Below are 19,068 nucleotides of genomic sequence, written 5' to 3'. Positions count from 1 at the left end.
TGAGGCCTGCGGGCCCGGCCCCGGGGCCGGGCCCGCCGACGGCCCGGCCGCGGCCCGGGTGGATGATGTCGTGGTACCGACTTGAAGGAGCCGACCATGACCGAGACCCTGCCCGCGGACGTCCAGCGCGAGATCGCACTGGCCCTCGGGGTGGTGCCCGTCACCGACCCCGCGAAGGAGGCCGAGCGCCGGGTGGCCTTCCTCGCCGACCAGCTGCGGGCCTCCGGCGCGCGCACCCTGGTGCTGGGCATCAGCGGCGGGGTGGACTCCACCACCACCGGGCGGCTCTGCCAGCTCGCCGTCGAGCGGCTGCGCGCCGAGGGATACGGGGCGGCCTTCACGGCGATGCGGCTGCCGTACGGCGTCCAGGCGGACGAGGCGGACGCCCAGCGCGCGCTCGACTTCATCCGCGCCGACGAGGTGCTCACCGTCGACATCAAGCCCGCCACCGACGCCGCCTTCGACGCCCTGCTGACGGCCGGCGTCACCTTCCGCGACCACGCCCACGAGGACTTCGTGCGCGGCAACGTCAAGGCCCGCCAGCGGATGGTCGTCCAGTACGCGGCGGCGGGCGCCGCCGGGGGCCTGGTCGTCGGCACCGACCACGCCGCCGAGGCGGCCGTCGGCTTCTTCACCAAGTTCGGCGACGGCGCGGCCGACGTGATGCCGCTCTCCGGTCTGACGAAGCGTCAGGTCCGTGCGGTGGCCGCGCACCTGGGGGCTCCCGAGGAGCTGGTCGGCAAGGTCCCCACCGCGGACCTGGAGAACCTCGCCCCCGGCAAGCCGGACGAGGACGCGCTCGGCGTCGAGTACGACGCCCTCGACGACTTCCTGGAGGGCCGCGAGGTCGGCGAGCAGGTCTTCGACACCGTCGTCGGTCACTACCGCCGCACCGAGCACAAGCGCGGCCTGCCCATCACCCCGGGCCAGGCGTGACGGACCCGGCCGCCCAGACCGGCCGGGCCGGCCGCGCGGCCGGTGCCGTGCTCGGGGCCGCCGTGGGCGACGCCCTCGGTGCCCCCTACGAGTTCGGCCCGGCCGGCGGCCTCTCGGCCCGCTTCCCCGCGGGGAACGTCGAGTTGGTCGCCGGTGGCGGCTGGGAGATCGGTGAGGCCACCGACGACACCCAGATGGCCGTCCTGGTCGCCGAATCCCTCATCGAGCGGGGGAGCTGGACCTCCCGGACATCTTCGGCCGGTTCCGCCGCTGGGCCGCCGCCGACCCCAAGGACATCGGGATCCAGACCGAGTCCGTCCTCACCAGCGGCCACCCCTGGGATCTCGCCGCGGCCATCCACTTCAACGGCACCCTGCACGCCGCCGGAAACGGCTCGCTGATGCGCGCCGCGACCTCCGCCGTCGCCTTCGCCCACGCTGGACGGCGGGCGACCATGGACGCCGCCCGCCGGATCGCCGCGCTCACCCACGGCGACCGGGCCGCCTGGGAGGGCACGGCGATCTTCCACGAACTCGTCCGCCTCGCGCTCGACGGCGCCGACCCGCTCGCCGAACTCCCTGCTGTCCTGGCCGCCGTACACCCCGACCACCGCGAGCGCTACGCCGTCGTCCTCGCCCCCGACTGGCACCCCGGCCGTGCCACCGAGGCCAACGGTGCCGTCTGGCCCTGCCTCGGCTCGGCCGTCTGGGCCCTGCGCACCACCGACGGCTTCGAGCAGGCCCTGTGCGCCGCCGTCGATCTCGGCGGAGACACCGACACCGTCGCCGCCGTCACCGGCGGCCTGGCCGGCGCCCGGTACGGACTGGCGGCCGTCCCGCGGCGCTGGACGGAGCCGCTGCACGTGCCCCTGCCGGGGTTCGGCGGCCGGGTCCTGCGGGCGGCCGAACTGGGGTGGATCGCTGAGCAGTTGGCGGCCTGAGCGGCGCCACCGCGGGCAGCCTCAGCGGCTCGCAAGCACGAGGAGCAGTCCCAGCGGCAGCAGCAGGTGTGAGCCCAGCGCGCTGAGCATCGCGCAGCGCCAGCGCCGGTGCGGCGTGGACCACTGGCCGGCGATCGCGACGCCGAGCAGGGCGGCGAAGAGGACGGCTCCGATCAGGATGCCGGTCTGCTTCGCCGCCGCCCGGTGCTCGGAGGCGGTCTGCTCGCCCGCCCAGCGCCAGATCCGGGTCAACAGGAGGACGTCTAGCGCGACCGTCAGGACACCGAACACCGCGGCGCCGACCGTGTCGCCGTGCTCCGTGCCCAGGCCCTGGATCTCCCTGTCCGTCACCGCCCCGCCGCCCCCCTTGATCGTCCGCGCGTTCGGATCGCTACCGTACCGAGTGAACGGTTCGACGTCGAAGGGGGAAACGGCATGGGCGAAGTGACGGTGCGTCCGGTGGCCCGGGTGGTCGGGGGGCGCGAGGAGGTGCGCGACGACGGCTGGGGGAGCGTCGCGGCGGTCATCCGGGTGGACGGCACCCGGTTCACCGAGGAGGCGCTGTACGGGCTGGCGGAGTTCTCGCACCTGGAGGTGGTGTACCACTTCGACCGCGTCCCGGAGGGGAAGGTCGAGAGCGGCGCCCGGCATCCGCGCGGCAACACCGACTGGCCGCTGGTGGGCATCTTCGCCCAGCGCGGCAAGAACCGCCCCAACCGGATCGGCGTCTCGCGCTGCGCGCTGGTGCGGGTGGACGGGCTGGACCTGCACGTCACCGGGCTGGACGCGGTGGCGGGCACGCCGGTGCTCGACATCAAGCCGTACCTGGCCGAGTTCGGGCCGCGCGGTGAGGTCCGCCAGCCCGCGTGGTCGACCGAGCTGATGCGCACCTACTACGAGGGCGGGGCCGAGCGGTGACGAGGGAGCGGCTCGCGGTGGTGTCCGGCGGGGGTACCGGGATCGGGCGGGCGATCGCCGCGCGGCTGGCCGGGGACGGGTACCGGGTGGCGGTCCTCGGGCGTCGGGCGGCGGTGTTGGAGGAGGCCCGGGCACGGATCGAGCGGGATGCCGGACCGGGCGCAGTCGTGCCGGTGGCCGGGGACCTGACCGATCCGGCGGTGGTCGAGCAGGTGGCCGCCCGGGTCGGTGAACTCGGGCCGGTGGACGTGCTGGTGAACAATGCGGGTGCCATCATCACCCCGCCCGAGGACGCCGGCCTGGCCGCGCTGGCCGCCTCCTGGCGGCGGGACCTGGACACCAACCTGCTCACCGCCGTGCTGCTGACCACCGCGCTCCAGGGCGCGCTGCGCCGCCCCGGCGGCCGGCTGGTGGTGATCAGCTCGGCGGCCGCCCAACGCGGTGGTGCCGGGCCGCACTCGGCGGGTTCGTACGCGGCCGCGAAGGCGGCCCTGCACGGCTGGGCGTTCGGCCTGGCGCGGCAGTTGGGGCCGGACGGGATCACGGTGAACGTGCTGGCGCCCGGCTACGTGGTGGACACCGAGATCTTCGGGGCCGACTGGAACGAGGAGTTCCATGCCCGGAAGGTCGCCGACACCCTGGTCGGCCGGGCCGGCACCCCCGCTGACGTGGCCGAGGCGGTGGCCTACGTCGCCTCCCCGGCGGCCGGCTACCTCACCGGGCAGGTGATCGGTCTGAACGGCGGTGCGGTACTGGGCAGATGAGCTGTTCATCGGTCGTCCACCGCTTCTGCCTACGGTGAGTTCCAGCAACGAGCAGAACGCACCGGGCCCGAACACAGGAGGTTCCGCTGTCCAGGATCATCACCACCGCCCTGCCCGCGCACGGGCACGCCAGCCCGCTGCTGGCGATCTCCGCCGACCTCGCCGCGCGCGGCCACGAGGTGGTCTTCCTCGGCGGTTCGCGCTTCGCGGCCGCCGCCGAGCGGGCGGGGGTGCGCTTCGCCGCACTGCCCGCCGAGGCGGACTGGGACGACCGCGACCTCGACGCGTCCTTCCCGGGTCGGGCGGACCTGCCGCCCGGTCCGTCGCGGATCGCCTTCGACGTGCAGCACGTCTTCCTCGACCCGATCCCGTACCAGCACCGGGCCCTGCTTGGGCTGTTGGAGGAGTTCGGGGCCGACGTGGTGATTGCCGACGCCTTCGTCCAGGGCGCGCTGCCGCTGGCCCTGAGCCGGCCGCGGGCGGAGCGCCCGGCACTGATCGGGGTCGGGATCAGCCCGTCGATGCTGCCGAGCGTGGACACCGCGCCGTTCGGGCCGGGCGTGCCGCCACTGCCCGGCGAGGAGGGCCGGGCCCGGATGCGGGAGCTGCGCGAGGAGGCGGACCGGCGCGGCGAGCCGTTGCAGCGGTACGCGGAGAAGGTGTTCTCGGAGCTGGGTGTCCGGCTGCCGGAGGGGCCGCGCGGGCGGGTCCAGGTGGCGGTGCCGGACGTGTTCCTGCAGCTGACCGTGCCGGGCTTCGAGTACCCGCGCAGCGACGCGCCCGCCTCGTACCGGCTGATCGGCGCGCTGCCGGGGAACGTCGGCGAGGACCGGCCGCTGCCCGACTGGTGGGACGAGGTCACGGACGGCGGACGGCCGGTCGTGGTGGTGACCCAGGGGACGCTGGCCAATGACGACCTCGGCGAGCTGGTGGCGCCGACGGTCAGCGCCCTGGCCGACCGGGACGTGCTGGTGGTGGCCACCACCGCCCGTCCGGACGGGCCGCGGGCGCTGGCCGAGTTGCTCGGCGGCAGCCTGCCGGGCAACGTCCGCGCCGCCGGGTACGTGCCGTTCGACCGGCTGCTGCCGTACGCCGACGTGCTGGTGAGCAACGGCGGTTACGGCGGGGTGCAGACCGCGCTGCGGTACGGGGTGCCGCTGGTGGTGGCCGGGGCGAGCGAGGACAAGCCGGAGGTGGCGGCCCGGGTGCAGTGGGCCGGCGTGGGGCTGGACCTGCGCACCGGCCGCCCGGCGCCGGAGGCGGTCGGCCGGGCGGTCGAGCAGGTGCTGGCCGAGGGCCGGTTCCGCGAGCGGGCCCGCGCGCTGGGCGCGGAGTTCGCGGAGTACCGGCCGTTCGACACCATTGCCGAGCTGGTCGAAACGCTGGGGCGCAGCGTCGGCTGACCGGACGCGGCCACGGCTGACCGCGCGCAGCGGGGCCTGACCGGGAGCGGCACGAGCTGAAACGATTCGCCGGAGGCCGGCGGGGAGTGTCAGTCCCCGTCGGCGTCCGCCTCCGCGGTGGGCGCGGCGGTGGCGCCCTTGCTGATGCCGAGCTTCACCTCGGCAGTCGTCCAGTCGGTGGCGATCGCCTGCTGGACGGCGGTCAGGGTGACCTGCCCCTTGCAGATCGCGGTGTGCAGGTGGGTCTCCACCGAGTCCTTGGGGTTGTTCGGCCCCTTGCCCGGCACGTGGCCGGGGGAGGGCGGCTGGATCCACAGGTTGCGCGGGTCGTTGGGGTCGCCGCCGAGCTGCAGACTGATCAGGTGGTCGTACTCGGCGTCGCCCATCGGACCCGTGTAGCCGTAGGACTTGGCGTTCTCGGCCTTCTCCTTGCCGGTGATGTTCGCCGGCGGGCGGATGGTCGAGGTGTAGCCGCCCGGCTTGCAGATGGTGTCGTTGATGTTGCCCTGGTTGACGGCCGGGCTGATCGCGCCCGGGGTGCAGTTGGGGTCGGGCAGCGGCTGCTTGTCCGCCGTGTAGTGGTAGTGGCAGCTGCCCGCCGCGGGCTGCGGCTGGGCGTCGTAGGAGCTCTTCGGGCCGGGCCCGGTCACGATCTTGGCCGGTGCGGGCTGGGCGGCGTCGCCGGCGGCCGCCGGAGCGGAGCCGTGGGCGCCGTCCTTGGAGTGCGAGCCGTCCTTGGCGGTGTGGCCGCCGCCGGACGAGCAGCCTGCGGCTGCGGCGAGCAGGACGGCCGCGGCTATGGCGATGGCGCCTCGGGCGGGAGCCGGCACGGAGTTCCTCCAGGTCGTTGCGGTGGTACGGGCGGGCCGCCGGCGAGGGTGCCGGAGGCCGCGTCAGCGGACACTACCGTGTCGACAGGGCCGAACGGGTGACGCGACGTCCGGCGCGGGAGGTCTGTCGCGGGCGCGCGGAATCGTTTCCGCACTGTTGACACCCCGGCTGACGCTCAGGTTGACGCCCCGGCAGGTCCGCCACCGCCCCGCCCGGCGGCGTTCGCCGGCCGGTTCCCGATCTGCCCGAACCGTGAAGGGGTCGTGTTCGGACAGGGTTCGAACAATTCGCCCCCGGCGCTCGCGACCGTGCCGTAGCGTGACCTCGTCGCGGCGAAGTCGCGGTACGAACCCGGGGAGACCGTCACCGACTTCGGTCTGCCGTCCGTCACCGACGCCTTCCTCGGCCAGGACGGGCACACCCTGTACCTGACCTCGGGCATGGGCGTCGACTCGGTGCTGAAGACCGTCCGGTTCTGAGCCCGCCGGTGCCGGTGGGGCCCGGCCCCACCGGCACCGCCGCCCGCCGCCGGGTCTACCGCGCCGCGATCCAGTCCGTGATCAGGTCGTCCAGCACGTCCAGCGGCAGGCTGCCGTGCCCGATCACCTCGTGGTGGAACTCCCGGACGTCGAAGCGCCCGCCGAGCGCGGCCTGCGCCCGCTCGCGGTGCCGGACGATCTCCCGACGGCCGATCAGGTAGGCGGTGGCCTGGCCCGGCCAGGCGATGTAGCGGTCGATCTCGTTGCGGACGTTGGACTCCTGGGTCGCGGTGTTCTCCCGCATGTAGGCCATCGCCCGCTCCCGGGACCATCCGTAGTGGTGCATCCCGGTGTCCACCACCAGGCGCACCGCCCGCAGCGCGTCCATCGAGAGCATGCCGAAGCGGGACAGCTCCGAGCCGTACAGGCCCATCTCGTCCGCCAGCCGCTCGGTGTACAGGCCCCAGCCCTCGACGTGCGCGGTCAGTGCGGCGGTCGCCCGCTGCCGGAACCGCGGCAGGTGGTGCAGGGTCTGGGCGACCGCGAGCTGGAAGTGGTGACCCGGCACGCTCTCGTGGAAGGCGATCGCCTCGTACTCGTAGGTGAACCGGCTCTCCGGGTTCAGCGTGTTGATCCAGTGGGTGCCGGGCAGTCCGCCCGGGCCCGGAGGCTGGTAGTAGGCCAGCGGCGCGGTCTCCGCCTCCAGCGGATCGATCTCCCTGGTCACGCAGTCGGCGATCGGGTACGGGCGGAACCAGTCGGCCGAGGCGCTCCGCGCGCGGTCCAGGGCGCCGTCCACCAGCGCGACGATCTCGGCCGCGCTGCCGAAGCGCAGCGACCGGTCCTCGCGCAGCGCGGTCAGTACGGCGTCGGTGCCGCTGATGCCGAGCACCTTGGCGCCCAGCTCGGCGAAGTCCTCGCGCAGCGCCGCCACCGTCTCCAGGCCGATCCGGTGCACCTCCTCCGGGGCGAGCCCGGGCCGGGTGAAGCGGCCGACGGCGTCCGCGTAGCCCTCGGCGCCGCCCGGCACGTGGCAGACCCCGGCCTCGGCGTCCGGCCGGGCGGTCGGCGCCAGCCGCTGGGCCAGCCCGGCGCGGTAGCGGGCCACCGCCGGCCGGACGCCCTCGCGCACGATCGCCCGGGCCCGCTCGTACTCCGGGCGGCCCCGGAGCGGGCGCAGCAGCTGGTCGGCGGTCGGGTCGGCGGCCAGGTAGCCGTCCAGCTGGGTGACGGCGGCGTCCACTCCGCTGCGCAGCGGCAGCCGGCCCTCGGCGGCGGCGTCCAGGCTGCGCTGCAGGACGGCGTCGAAGTAGCCGGGCAGGCCGGCCAGCCGCTCCAGGTACGCGCCGGCGCCCTCCTGGTCGACGGCGGTCATGGCGAAGGTGGCGAAGACCGTGTTGTGCGGGGCGACGATGGACGCGGAGACGCTGAAGTCATCCAGTCCGTGGGTGATCCAGCCGCTGTTGTTCTCGATCAGCCGGGCGAGCACCCGGTGGGTGAGGCGGTCCTCGCCGGCCAGTCCGTCCAGTGGGATCGCCGCCAGGCGCGCACGGAAGGCCCGGAGCACCTCGCGGTGGCGCAGCGCGGCCGCGCGGGACGGGTCGGGTACCTCGTGGGCGTAGCCCTCGATGCCGCCGAGGGTCGCCCCGAAGGGGTCGTGGGCGTTCTCGGCCGCGAAGAACTCCTCGGCGAGGGCGGCGAGTTCGTCCTGAGCGGTGGGCGCGGTCGGGCTGTCGCCCGGCTGGTCGGTCATTGGGCGATTATTCGGAGTCGGCGGCGGTGCGGTCAATACGCTACGGGGGAGGGAAGTTCCCTCCGCCCGATGTGAACGCACCGCCGCCGAACCGGAATTCGGGATCCCGGGCGCCGAACCGGCTCGGAACAGGCGCCGTACAGGCTCGAAAAAGGCCCGCCCCTTCCTCCGAACGCCGTGGGAGGCTCAGTGGCCCCGGGACTCCTTCGCGGCCTTCTCGGCGGCCTCCTTCTCGTGCTTCGCCTTGATCCGGGCCTCCTCCTTGCGGACGTCGACCTGGTTGGCGCGCTCGTGCTGGAGCCACAGCGGGTTCTCGGCCTTGATCGCGTCGATCTCGGCGGTGGTGAGCGCCTCGGTCACGCCGCCGCGGGCCAGGCCCGAGATGGAGATGCCGAGCTTGGCGGCGACCACCGGGCGCGGGTGCGGGCCGTTCTTGCGCAGCTCCTGGAGCCACTGCGGCGGCTCGGCCTGCAGCGCGTTGAGCTCCTCGCGGGAGACCACGCCCTCCTGGAAGTCGGTCGGCGCAGCGGCGAGGTAGATCCCCAGCTTCTTGGCCGCCGTGGCCGGCTTCATGGTCTGGCTGGTCTTCTGCTTGAGCGATGTCATGGTGACAAGGGTAAGGGAGTGCGCGAGCGCTTCCCGTCACGGTCGGTAGCCTTGCCCTGTGACAGACATGCAGGTGAACCCGTCCTTCCGGCTCGCGTACGTCCCGGGCGTGACCCCCGGCAAATGGGCCCGGGTCTGGATCGAGCGGCTCCCGGACGTCCCGCTCGACCTGGTCGCGGTGCCCTCCACCGAGGGCGAGCGGACGGTTCGCGAGGGCGAGGTGGACGCCGGACTGGTCAGGCTGCCGGTCGACAAGGACGTGCTCAGCGCGATCCCGCTGTACACCGAGACCACCGTGGTGGTCTTCCCCAAGGACCACTGGCTCGCCGCCGCCGAGGAGGTCGCCCTCGGCGACCTCGCCGAGGAGGTGGTCTTCCACCCGCTGGACGACACCCTCGGCTTCACCGCGGAGACCCTCCCCGGGCGCCCGGCGATCGCCCGCCCGGACACCACGGCGGACGCGGTCGAGCTGGTGGCGGCCAACGTCGGCGTGCTGCTGGTCCCGCAGTCGCTGGCCCGGCTGCACCACCGGCGGGACCTCACCTACCGGCCGGTCGCGGAGGGGCCGCAGTCGCAGGTGGCGCTGTCCTGGCCGCAGGAGCGGACCACGGACCTGGTGGAGGAGTTCATCGGGATCGTCCGGGGGCGCACGGTGAACAGCTCGCGCGGCCGCGGGGCCGGGCAGGCGGCCGAGGCTCCGTCGAAGGAGCAGCCCGGGAAGGCGGCGGCGCCGCGCAAGCCCCAGCAGCAGAAGGCCGGCGGGCAGAAGGCGGCCGGGCAGAAGACCGGCGGGCAGAAGGCGGGTGGCCAGAAGCCCGGTCCGCAGAAGGGCCGAGGTGGCGGCCCGGCCGCGGCGGCCCGGCGGGGCAAGCCGAAGCGGCGCTCGTAGCGGCACCGGAGAGTAGCGTCGGCCCCGTTCCGGAAGTCGTGGTGGGAGGAGCGGGGCCGTGTGGCATGACCTGCTGGTCGTCCAGATTCCGATCGTGGAGAAGATCCTCCGGACGGTTGCCGTCTACGCACTGATCCTGGTGCTGTTCCGGCTCGCCGGGAAGCGGGGGCTGGCGGGGCTGAACACCTTCGACATGGTGGTCGTGTTCCTGCTCTCCAACGTGGTGCAGAACGCGATCATCGGCAACGACAACAGCCTGGTCGGAGGCGCGATCGGCGCGGTCACCCTGGTGGTGGTGAACTCCCTCGTGACCCGCTGGCTGGCCCGCGACCCGCGCGCCGCCCGCGTCCTGGAGGGCGAACCCACCACGGTCGTCCGCGACGGCAAGCTGGTGCCCGGCGCGCTGCGCGAGCTGGCGCTGCGCCCGTCCGAGCTGGAGCACGCCGTCCGGCTGCAGAACGGCGACAACCTGAGCGACGTCGCCCGGGCCCGGCTGGAGCCGGACGGCCAGCTCCTGGTCACCCTCAAGGCGGCCGGGCAGAGCGCCACCAAGGGCGACGTCGACGAGCTGCGGGAGCGTCTGGCGGCGATCGAGCACCTGCTGACCACCCTCGCCGCCGACCGCCGCCCGCCGCACTGACGGGCGGCCCCGGCGGCTCTCACCCGCCGCTGCTCGCGGTGGCAAGGGCGGTGGTGCGGCGGTGGTGGGCGGCGGTGGTGGCGGCGAGGGTGAAGCCGAGGGCGGCGGCGAGGAGGTGGCCGACGGTGGTGAACTCGGGGATGGGGCCGGGCCATTCGTGGTCGCCGGCGAGTGGCCAGGCGAGGACGAAGGCGGCCCAGGGCAGGCGGACCCAGCGGGGGAGGGCGAGGACCGCGAAGGCGAGGGAGGCCTGGGCGCCGTAGCTGATGCCGTAGTCGGAGGCCTCCCGCACGTCGGCCGGGTACCAGCCCTGGTGCAGGGCGAGGAGGATCACCAGGGCGGTGATCAGGGTGGCGCCGACGTGCCCGGCGAGGAACACCGCGGCGGCGCGCGGTGTGCCGTAGCGGCGCTCCGCCCAGGCGAGGCCGACGACGATGCCGAGGCCGAGGGTGATCAGGGTGCCGCCGAAGCCGGTGGAGGCGATGTCGGTGAGGGTGCCGTCGTACAGCAGGGCGCTGCCGATCAGGGCGCGGACCGGGTGGTCGTGCAGGTTGTCCAGGTTGGTGCTGATGTAGCCGCGCAGGTCGTCGGCCTGCTGACCGGAGAGTCCGTACTCGACCCAGGCGTGTCCGAGCAGCAGCAGGACGACGTAGACGAGCGTCAGCGGTGAGCGCCGCGGGTACGTGCGGAGGGCGCGCGGCAGCCCGGTGAGGAGCCCCGACGGGCGTCGAACGTTCATGTGCTGATGGTGTCCCGGTCGAGCGGAGGGTCGGGTCGGCCCGGATGCGACCGCCCGTCCCGGGACAGTACCGAACCCCGGCGGACACCGGAGCGGTGCGTCCGTCAGCGGATGCGGCGGTTGAGCGTCGCCGTGAAGGAGCGGGGGGACAGCGAGGAGCTGCGGTGCGGGCGGATGGGGCGGCCGCGGGTGGGGGTGACAGTCCAGCGGGCCGCGATGGTGGCGAGGGCGAGGGCGGCCTCGGTGGTGCCGAAGGCCTCACCGATACAGCGGCGGGCGCCGAGGCCGAAGGGGGTGTAGGTGCCGGGGGCGGGGCGGGCGGTGGTGAGCCAGCGGTCGGGGTCGAAGCGGTCGGGGCAGGGGAAGAGGTCGGCGCGGCGGTGCAGCAGGTAGGGGCTGTAGAGGACGGTGGCGCCGGCCGGGAGGCGGTGGCCGCCGAGTTCGGTGTCGGCGGTGACGGTGCGGCTGAGGATCCAGGCGGGCGGGTAGAGCCGGAGGGTCTCGTTGACGATCCTGGCGGTGAGCGGCAGGGCGGGCAGGTCCTCGTGGCGGGCGGGGCGGCCGTCGAGGACGGTGTCGAGTTCGGTGTGCAGGCGCTCGCGGACGGCGGGGTTGGCGGCGAGCAGGGTCCAGGCCCAGGAGAGGGTGGCGGCGCTGGTCTCCATGCCGGCCAGCAGGAAGGTGACCACCTGGTCGTGGATCTCGCCGTCGGACAGGCCCCGCCCGTGCTCGTCGCGGGCGCTGAGCAGTACGGAGAGCAGGTCCTGGTGGTCGGTGCCGGCCGCGCGGTAGTCGGCGATCAGGAGCCGGGTGATCTCCCGCAGGTTCTGCCGGGCGCGTTCGAAGCGGCGGTTGCCGGGGGTGGGGATCCGGTCGGCGCCGGGCAGCGGCAGCATCATCCGGCGGGCGACGCCGCGGGTGACCACGTCCATGGAGTCGTGGACGGGCAGGGTGCCGGCCCGCTCGTGCGCGGCGAACAGGCAGCGGGCGGTGACGGCGGTGCTGAGGCGGTACATCGCGGCGGGCACGTCGACCACGTCGCCGTCGCGCCAGCGGGCGGTGGCGCCGGCGATCTCCTCGGCCATCATGGCGGCGTAGCCGGGCAGCCGGTCGCGGTGGAACGCGGGCTGGAGCATCCGGCGCTGGCGCCGGTGGGCACGTGCGGGGCAGGTGGCGAGGCCGTTGCCGAAGGCCTCGCGGGCCTTCTCGATGATGATGCCGCCCTTGTCGTAGGTGCGGTCCTCGGTGAGCAGCCGGCGCACCAGGTCGGGGTGGCAGGCGACGTAGGCGTCGAGCGGGCCGAGCCGCAGCCGGACCAGGTCGCCGTGGGCGGCGAGGCCGGCCACGAAGTCCAGCGGGCTGCGGATGAAGGCGGGGGCGTGACCGAGGAGGGGGAGCGCGCCGGGCGCGGTGACCGAGGTGTACTGGGCGGTCGGGTGGTACTGGGTGGTCACGGGCGTCACCTCTGGGAGGGCCGGTTCATCGGGCGATCGTGATCTTTCCCGGCGCCCGGCGGCGAAACGGTCCGTGCCCGGCGGGTGGGGTGAACGCGGGGGCGCGTGCCGAACGCCCGTGCGCCGTCCTCGGTCTGACGGCTCGCCCGGGGCCGCCCGGCGCAGGGGTTTCCGGGGGCGGTGCCGCGCGCCTACACTGCGAAGCTCCGTGCGATTACCGGCCGGTATACCTGCCGGTACGGCTACTTGGTGCTACCGGTTGGGAGTTGGGATGGCCGACGAGCGGGTCCACGCGTTCACCGACGACGCCCTCGGCGCGCACGACGCGGTGGCGCTGGCCGCCCTGGTCCGCTCCGGCGAGGTCAGCCCCCGGGAGCTGGTCGCGGCCGCCGTCGCCCGCGCCGGGCGGATCGACGGAGCGCTGCTGCCCGTCGCCCACGCCTCCTACGACCGGCCCCGGATCAGCCGCGAGGGCATCGGCGGACCGCTCTGGGGCGTGCCGACCTACCTCAAGGACAACGTCGACCTGCGCGGCCTGCCCACCGGCATGGGCAGCGAGGCTTTCCGCGCCCGCCCGGCCCGCCGCAACGCCCGCTTCACCGACCAACTGCTGTCCACCGGCCTGGCGGTGCTCGGCAAGACCCGGCTGCCCGAGTTCGGACTGAACGCCTCCACCGAGTTCGCCACCGCCCAGCCGGTGCGCAACCCCTGGAAGACCTCGCACTCGCCCGGCGCCTCCTCGGGCGGCGCGGCCGCCCTGGTGGCGGCCGGCGTGGTGCCGATCGCCCACGCCAACGACGGCGGCGGGTCGATCCGCATCCCGGCGGCCTGCTGCGGCCTGGTCGGCCTCAAGCCCACCCGCGGCCGGCTGGTGACCAACGCCCAGGGCGGCAAGCTGCCGATCGACCTGGTCACCGACGGGGTGGTGACCCGCTCGGTGCGCGACACCGCCGCCTTCTTCGCCGCCGCCGAACGCCACCACCGAAACCCGAAGCTGCCCCCGCTCGGCCTGGTCGAGGGCCCCGGGGAACGCCGGCTGCGGATCGGACTGGTCGTCGACTCGCCGACCGCCAAGACCGACGAGGCGACCCGCCGGGCCGTCGAGGAGACCGCCGCCCGGCTCGAGGCGATGGGCCACCGGGTCGTGCCCACCACCCTGCCGTTCGGCGAGGAGTTCTCCCGGGACTTCCTCGCGTACTGGGGCTACATCGCCTGGGTGATCGCGCTCACCGGCCGGCTGGTGCTCGACCCCGGCTTCCGGGCCGGCAAGCTGGACGGGCTGACCACCGGGCTGCGCCGCAGCTTCCAGGCCGAGTTCCGGCGCACCCCGGGCGTGCTGCGGCGGCTGCGCCGGACCGAGGCGGTGTACGCGGGGATCTTCCGCGAGCACGACGCGATCCTCTCCCCGGTGCTCGCCCACACCGCCCCGCCGATCGGGCACCTCAGCCCGAACGTCGCCTTCGACGAGCTGGTCGATCGGCTGCTGCGCTACGTCGCCTTCACCCCGGTCAACAATGTGACCGGCGGCCCGGGCATCTCCCTGCCCGCCGGCGCGGCGCCGAGCGGGCTGCCGATCGGGGTGCACCTGTCGGCCGCGCACGGGCAGGAGCGGGTGCTGCTGGAGCTGGCCTACGCGCTGGAGGCGGACCGGCCCTGGCGGCGGATCCAGGACTGACCCCCGGGCACCGCCGTCACGGGTAGGCCACCGACCGGGCCGCGTGCACCTCGTGACGCAGCCGGGCCAGCGCGCAGTCGGGCGCCGGCGCGTCCGGGTCGGCCCCGGGCGGCGGGGCACCGGTCCGCAGCGCCTCGGCCAGGTCGGTCAGCTCCCGGGTGACGGCGCGGACCGCGGCCTCGGTCGGCGCCGGCGCGCCGTGCTCGATCCGCACCCGGGTCGCGGTGGTGGTGTCCACGATCCGCTCCACCGCGATCACCAGCGGCCACCAGGCCTCGGCCCGGGCGCCGACCGGCGGCGGCTCGGTGAGCGCCCGCTGGAACTCGCTGCGCACCGCCGAGAGGTCGCGGTAGAGCCGCCGCCGGTAGCGGGCGCGGGCCGGCTCGTCCCGCCCCGGCCCGGTGGTGAAGGCCAGTGACACGTAGGAGGCGGTGTCCTGGACGGCGTTGGCCAGCCGGTCGCCGATCCGGGTGTGCCAGGACTCCGGCCACAGCAGGTAGCCGGCCAGCAGGGCGATGCCGCAGCCGATCAGCGAGTCGTAGAGCCGGGGCAGCACCAGGTGGAAGCCCTGGTGGTTGAGCAGGTCGGAGAGCATCAGGATGACCGGGGTGATGGCCGCGGTCTGGAAGGCGTACCCCTTGGCGGAGAGCACCGGGATGAGCGTGGCGAGCACCGCCATCACGGGCACGTCCCACCAGCCGTGCGGCACCTCGGCCAGCACCGGCATGGCGATCAGCAGCCCGGCGGCGGTGCCCAGCGCGCGCAGCACCGCCCGGGAGAACACCGAGCCGAAGTCCGGTTTCAGCACGAAGGTGACGGTCAGCGTCACCCAGTAGGAGCGCGGGACGGCGATCGCCGAGACCAGCACCTGGGCCAGCCCGATGCACAGCGCCAGCCGCAGCCCGTACCGCCAGGAGGCGCCGGACAGCAGCAGCGCGCGGGCCGCCCGGCGGGTCCGGACCTCCAGGCCGGCGGGTCGGCCGAGCCGGTCGTCGGCGGTGTACGGGTCGGGCGAGGCCTCGTTCACGACGTCGGCGGCGTGCCCGATCGCCTCGGCCAGCGCGCGGGTGGAGGGGCCGCGCGGCTCGGGCAGCCCGGGCGGCGGGGCCGGGCCGGTGCGGCCCCGCTCGACGGCCTCGGCCAGCTCGCGCACGGCGGCCGGGTAGGCGGGCGACAGCGGACCGTACCCGGGCGGGCGCAGGTGGGCCGCGGCCGCCCCCTCGACCACCGGGATCAACGCGTTGAGCTGGGCGAGCAGGCGCACCAGGGTGGCGGAGCGGCCGTGCCGGCGGGCGCGGCGGGCGAGCAGCAGGTCGTAGGAGTGGTTGAGCGACTGGGTGAGCGCGCGGCGCCGGTCCTCGTAGCCCGGTGATCCGGTGGCCTCCAGTAGCCCGGCGACCGCCCGGTAGGTGTCGGCGACCACGGCGCGCTCGGGGGTGGCGCCGCGCAGCGGCCAGGCGAGCAGGGTGAGGGCGAGGACGAGCAGGCCGCCGAGCAGCAGCAGGGCGGGTGGCAGCCACCAGGGGGAGGGCAGCGGCAGGCCGGCCCCGACCACGGCGTTGAGCAGCAGGAGCAGACCCGAGACGGAGGAGACCGCGCCGATCGAGGAGATCATCCCGGAGACCAGCGCGACCGCGGTCAGCGCGAGGACCGCCGTCCAGCCGGAGCCGTACACCTGGGTGCCGACCAGCACCCCGAGGGCGCCGAGCAGCTGCGGCACGGCGATGTTGAACACCCGCATCCGGTAGGCGTCGGCGGAGTCCCCGATCACCCCGGACAGCGCGCCCATCGACACCAGCGCGCCGTAGCCGGTCCGGCCGGTGGCGGTGCCGACGGCGAGCGGGGCGGCGAGCGCCACCGAGGCGCGGGCCGCCGCGGCCCAGGGGATCGGCGCGTCCCGGGGCCGCAGGCTCTCGGTCAGCCAGCCGGGCGGGGCCAGTCGGGTGCGTGCCACAGTCCCAACGTACGGCGGGCGGGCGGCGGTGGCCCGGTGCGGGCGCGGCCCGCTGCGGCCGCGGGTGTGGTCGTGGCCAGGTGTAACGGACGGGGAGCCGCCGGGGGTTCATCCTCTTCGCATTTGTGTCAATTACCGAAACGTACCCGGCCTTATGTCAGTCTCCGAAACATAAAGCGAGGCTCCGGAGGCGCTGTGAACTGCGCGGATTTCCCAATCGGTAACCCGCGGGAAAGGGTTGACACCATTAGTTGGTCTAGTCCAACGTATGGAGAGCGCGGTCCGGCGAAGACTGATGCGGGGTGAGTGCCCCTGCCGGACGGGCGAGTTGACCCCCTGACGTGGCGCTGTGCGCTGCTCGGGGGCCGAGGCGACAAGGAGCGCATGCGGACGGTCGTCCCGTCCGCGCCCCGGATTCCCCTTCCGGCCGCTGCCAGGCCGTCGGCTCGCCGTGCCCGCGACGGGCGTCCGAGGACGCGCTGCATCGACCACGAACCACGGAGTGACCGCCCATGCCGAGCCCTGACGAACACCCAGAGGAATATCTGTACCGGGCCGCCTCCGAGCGCCCCTACTTCAGCGCCGACACGGAGAGCTACCTCGCCCGGACCGCCCTGCGCGAACTGCGCAAGAAGCTCCCGCTGCGGGTGCTCTCCGAGGAGGACTTCGCGTACTGGCAGACCTACGGCTACGTCGTGGTGGAGCAGGCGATCCCGGCCGACGCCGCGCGGCGACTGCTCGACTTCACCTGGGAGTTCCAGGGCCTGTCGCCCGACCGCCCGCAGGACTGGTACCGCGCGCGCGAGTACCGCGACGAACTCGACCGACACCTGCACATCTACGGCTTCGTCGAGGCCTACCACCACCAGCTCATCTGGGACAGCCGCCAGGCGCAGCGCGTCTACGACGCCTTCGTCGACGTGTGGGACTGCGAGGAGCTGTGGGTCACCCTCGACCGGCTCAACCTCAACCCGCCGAACGTGCGCAACCGCGACCGCGCCCTCATCGAACCCACCGACAAGGGCTTCGACATCGAACTGCACTGGGACGTCGACACCACCCGGGGCATGCTGCCGCAGCGCGTCCAGGGCATCATCGCGCTCAACGACACCGCCCCCGACCACGGCGGCTTCCAGTGCAACCCGGAGCTGTTCCGCCGCTTCAACGAGTGGCAGGCCGCCCAGCCCGCCGACCGCGACCCGATCCGCCCGGCCGTCGACCGCGCCGAGTTCCCGGTGGTCCGACCCGAGTTGAAGGCCGGTGACCTGCTGATCTGGAACGGGCTGCTCGCCCACGGCGTCGCCCCCAACACCTCGGAGGACGGCGTGCGTTCGGTGCAGTACCTGTCCATGATGCCCGCCCTGGAGGAGGCCGAGCCGCTGCGCCGCTCCCGGGTCGAGTCCTGGCGCACCCTCGCCACCCCGGACTGGAACCGCACCCTGGTCGGGGACGCCGACCGGCCCGAGGCGCTGCGCTACGGACGGGCCGAACTGACCGAACTGGGCGAGAAGCTGCTCGGCCTGCGGTCCTGGACCGGGCAGGGCTTCGAGCAGCCTGCGGGGGAGCGGTAGTGCGCGCCGTCTGCCTGGCCCTGCCCACCAACCGCGAGTGCGCGGACACCGTCACCGCGGTCGGCGCCGAAGCCGCCCACGCCGCCCGGCGGTTCGGCGTCCGGGTGCACCTGCTGGTGCTCGACTCCGCCGACCCGGCGGCGCGCGCCCGGCACGCCGCCGCGGCCGCCGCGCTGCCGCCCGTCGAGGGCGTGGTCGTCCACCACCTGGACGAGGACGCCCAACGCGCCTTCCTGCGCGGGGCGATCGAGCGCTCCGGCCTCCCCGGACCGGACAGGCTGCTCGACCTGATGCTGCCCGACGCCGTCTCCTACGGGGCCTGCACCAACCGGGCCTTCCTGCTGGCCGCCGCGCTCGGCTGCACCTCGGTGCACCGCCGCGACTCCGACAGCCGCTACCAGTGGCACGACGGCGCGCCGGTGTTCCCGATCGAGCATGAACTCGCCACCATCGGGCTCAAGGCCGCCGACGCAGCCGCCGCCGTCACCGAGCACACCCTCGACCCGGCGCACGCCGACAAGCCGGTCGCCCTGGTCGGGGCCTCCTTCATCGGCGAACTCTCCGTCGACCTCGGCGAGATCCGCGAACTCGACCCGGAGACCTACCACGACGTGGTGGCGCTCTGGGCGCCCACCGGGGCCACCGAGGAGGAACGCCGGGAACTCGTCGCCGAGTCCTTCACCGGCGCCGGCACCAAGCCCTTCACCGCCGACCGCGCCGTGCTCGACCGCCCCGACATCTGGCGGATCGACATGTGCAACATCGCCCTCGACCACGAGGTGTACGAGCGCGTCCCGCTGCCGCCCGCCACCGACACCATCGGCAGCGACTACTTCCTGCACCACCTGGTGCACGACGCCACCCTGCCCGGCGTCACCCACAACCGGCACATCGTCAACTACTACACGCCGGAACGGCGCACCGGCTCCGGCTTCACCGCCTACCAGGAGCGCTACGCCAAGTTCCTGCTCTCGATGCTCTACCTCCACCCGGTCTACGCCGACATGGAGCGGGCCGGCGACGCCCTGCTCGACGAGCACCACCACGTCCGCCCCGAGGCGATCGCCGACTCCGCCCGCCGCAGCGCCGCGACGGACCGCGCCGAGAACCACCGGCGGCTCGCCGAACTCGACCGCTGTTACCGGCGACTGGGCGGGAAGTACGCCGAGTTCGCCGACCACCTGGCGCCCGCGAGGGCGCGTCTGCTCGACGAGGCGCAGGCGGACATCGAGGACTTCGCCCTGCTGATCGACGCGTGGGGTCCGCTGGTGCGGGCGAGCAGGGCCACCCCCGCCGACCGGCTGCCGCGGTAGGGCGTGTCTTGCGGATCCTTGCCGGGGCCGCGACGCTCCCCCAGCCTTCGGCCGGGGGGTACCCCCACCGCAGTGGCTCCGCCCCCAGCCTCCGGCCGGGAGGTACCCCCACCTCCGCCTTGCGATGCACGCACCCCAACGCCGCGGCCTGATCCGACAAGATCCACAAGACACGCCCTGCCGCACCGGGAGTTCACACGTGA

Annotated in this window: 16 protein-coding genes and 1 pseudogene; 10 read left to right on the top strand and 7 right to left on the bottom strand. The window is 74.3% G+C overall.

Annotated elements, in window-relative coordinates:
• The first annotated feature begins 96 nt into the window (after positions 1-96).
• Positions 97-936, top strand: coding sequence for an NAD(+) synthase (gene nadE, locus HS99_RS29120; protein ID WP_030283295.1), 840 nt, complete (start codon positions 97-99; stop codon positions 934-936).
• Positions 933-1,876, top strand: a pseudogene (locus HS99_RS29115) (ADP-ribosylglycohydrolase family protein). Before nadE ends, HS99_RS29115 begins: the two are co-directional and overlap by 4 nt.
• A gap of 21 nt (positions 1,877-1,897) precedes the next feature.
• On the opposite strand, the gene HS99_RS29110 reads toward HS99_RS29115, so the two are convergent.
• Positions 1,898-2,227 (bottom strand): hypothetical protein, encoded by a 330-nt coding sequence (locus HS99_RS29110; RefSeq protein WP_030553559.1) that lies wholly within the window; start codon positions 2,225-2,227, stop codon positions 1,898-1,900.
• Between the two features lie 84 nt (positions 2,228-2,311).
• Between HS99_RS29110 and HS99_RS29105 the strand changes: the two genes are divergently transcribed.
• From HS99_RS29105 to HS99_RS29095, 3 genes are all read left to right on the top strand, one after another.
• Positions 2,312-2,794: an SAM-dependent methyltransferase gene (locus HS99_RS29105; RefSeq protein WP_030283300.1), complete on the top strand. Its 483-nt coding sequence runs from the start codon at positions 2,312-2,314 to the stop codon at positions 2,792-2,794.
• On the top strand, positions 2,791-3,558 hold the full coding sequence (locus tag HS99_RS29100; protein WP_030283302.1) for an SDR family NAD(P)-dependent oxidoreductase: 768 nt from the start codon (positions 2,791-2,793) through the stop codon (positions 3,556-3,558). Before HS99_RS29105 ends, HS99_RS29100 begins: the two co-directional genes overlap by 4 nt.
• Positions 3,559-3,737: 179 nt before the next feature.
• Positions 3,738-4,961, top strand: a complete 1,224-nt coding sequence (locus HS99_RS29095; RefSeq protein ID WP_078938718.1) for a glycosyltransferase — start codon at positions 3,738-3,740, stop codon at positions 4,959-4,961.
• Positions 4,962-5,050: 89 nt separating this feature from the next.
• Here HS99_RS29095 and HS99_RS29090 read toward each other — a convergent pair whose 3' ends face one another.
• The 3 genes from HS99_RS29090 to HS99_RS29080 form a co-directional block, all read right to left on the bottom strand.
• Positions 5,051-5,791 (bottom strand): hypothetical protein, encoded by a 741-nt coding sequence (locus HS99_RS29090; RefSeq protein ID WP_030553553.1) that lies wholly within the window; start codon positions 5,789-5,791, stop codon positions 5,051-5,053.
• 535 nt (positions 5,792-6,326) lie between these two features.
• On the bottom strand, positions 6,327-8,024 hold the full coding sequence (locus HS99_RS29085; RefSeq protein WP_046386084.1) for a DUF885 domain-containing protein: 1,698 nt from the start codon (positions 8,022-8,024) through the stop codon (positions 6,327-6,329).
• A 186-nt stretch (positions 8,025-8,210) separates the two neighbouring features.
• Positions 8,211-8,630, bottom strand: coding sequence for a DUF5997 family protein (locus HS99_RS29080; RefSeq protein ID WP_030283316.1), 420 nt, complete (start codon positions 8,628-8,630; stop codon positions 8,211-8,213).
• Positions 8,631-8,688: 58 nt separating this feature from the next.
• Between HS99_RS29080 and HS99_RS29075 the strand changes: the two genes are divergently transcribed.
• On the top strand, positions 8,689-9,519 hold the full coding sequence (locus HS99_RS29075) for a LysR family substrate-binding domain-containing protein (RefSeq protein ID WP_030283318.1): 831 nt from the start codon (positions 8,689-8,691) through the stop codon (positions 9,517-9,519).
• A gap of 58 nt (positions 9,520-9,577) precedes the next feature.
• Positions 9,578-10,159, top strand: a complete 582-nt coding sequence (locus HS99_RS29070; protein ID WP_030283320.1) for a DUF421 domain-containing protein — start codon at positions 9,578-9,580, stop codon at positions 10,157-10,159.
• A gap of 19 nt (positions 10,160-10,178) precedes the next feature.
• Here HS99_RS29070 and HS99_RS29065 read toward each other — a convergent pair whose 3' ends face one another.
• Together HS99_RS29065 and HS99_RS29060 are read right to left on the bottom strand one after the other, a co-directional pair.
• Positions 10,179-10,898 (bottom strand): rhomboid-like protein, encoded by a 720-nt coding sequence (locus HS99_RS29065; protein WP_050366390.1) that lies wholly within the window; start codon positions 10,896-10,898, stop codon positions 10,179-10,181.
• Positions 10,899-11,002: 104 nt separating this feature from the next.
• Complete coding sequence (locus HS99_RS29060; protein ID WP_050366389.1) at positions 11,003-12,352, bottom strand: cytochrome P450; 1,350 nt, start codon at positions 12,350-12,352, stop codon at positions 11,003-11,005.
• A gap of 271 nt (positions 12,353-12,623) precedes the next feature.
• On the opposite strand from HS99_RS29060, the gene HS99_RS29055 reads away from it, so the two are divergent.
• Entirely contained in the window at positions 12,624-14,027 is a 1,404-nt protein-coding gene (locus HS99_RS29055) for an amidase (protein WP_030553539.1), read from the top strand.
• A gap of 16 nt (positions 14,028-14,043) precedes the next feature.
• Here the strand turns inward: HS99_RS29055 and HS99_RS29050 are convergent, their stop codons facing one another.
• Complete coding sequence (locus HS99_RS29050; RefSeq protein WP_030553538.1) at positions 14,044-15,981, bottom strand: FUSC family protein; 1,938 nt, start codon at positions 15,979-15,981, stop codon at positions 14,044-14,046.
• 512 nt (positions 15,982-16,493) lie between these two features.
• Here HS99_RS29050 and HS99_RS29045 point away from each other — a divergent pair.
• Together HS99_RS29045 and HS99_RS29040 are read left to right on the top strand one after the other, a co-directional pair.
• Complete coding sequence (locus tag HS99_RS29045; RefSeq protein ID WP_030553536.1) at positions 16,494-17,552, top strand: phytanoyl-CoA dioxygenase family protein; 1,059 nt, start codon at positions 16,494-16,496, stop codon at positions 17,550-17,552.
• Positions 17,552-18,865 (top strand): DUF6271 family protein, encoded by a 1,314-nt coding sequence (locus tag HS99_RS29040; protein WP_030598034.1) that lies wholly within the window; start codon positions 17,552-17,554, stop codon positions 18,863-18,865. Before HS99_RS29045 ends, HS99_RS29040 begins: the two co-directional genes overlap by 1 nt.
• Positions 18,866-19,068 lie beyond the last annotated feature (203 nt).

The organism is Kitasatospora aureofaciens (assembly GCF_001188955.3).
GTDB classification, from domain to species: Bacteria; Actinomycetota; Actinomycetes; order Streptomycetales; family Streptomycetaceae; genus Kitasatospora; species Kitasatospora aureofaciens.
The sequence above is the reverse complement of the archived record's forward strand: the minus strand, read 5'-3'. Positions and strand labels throughout refer to the sequence as shown.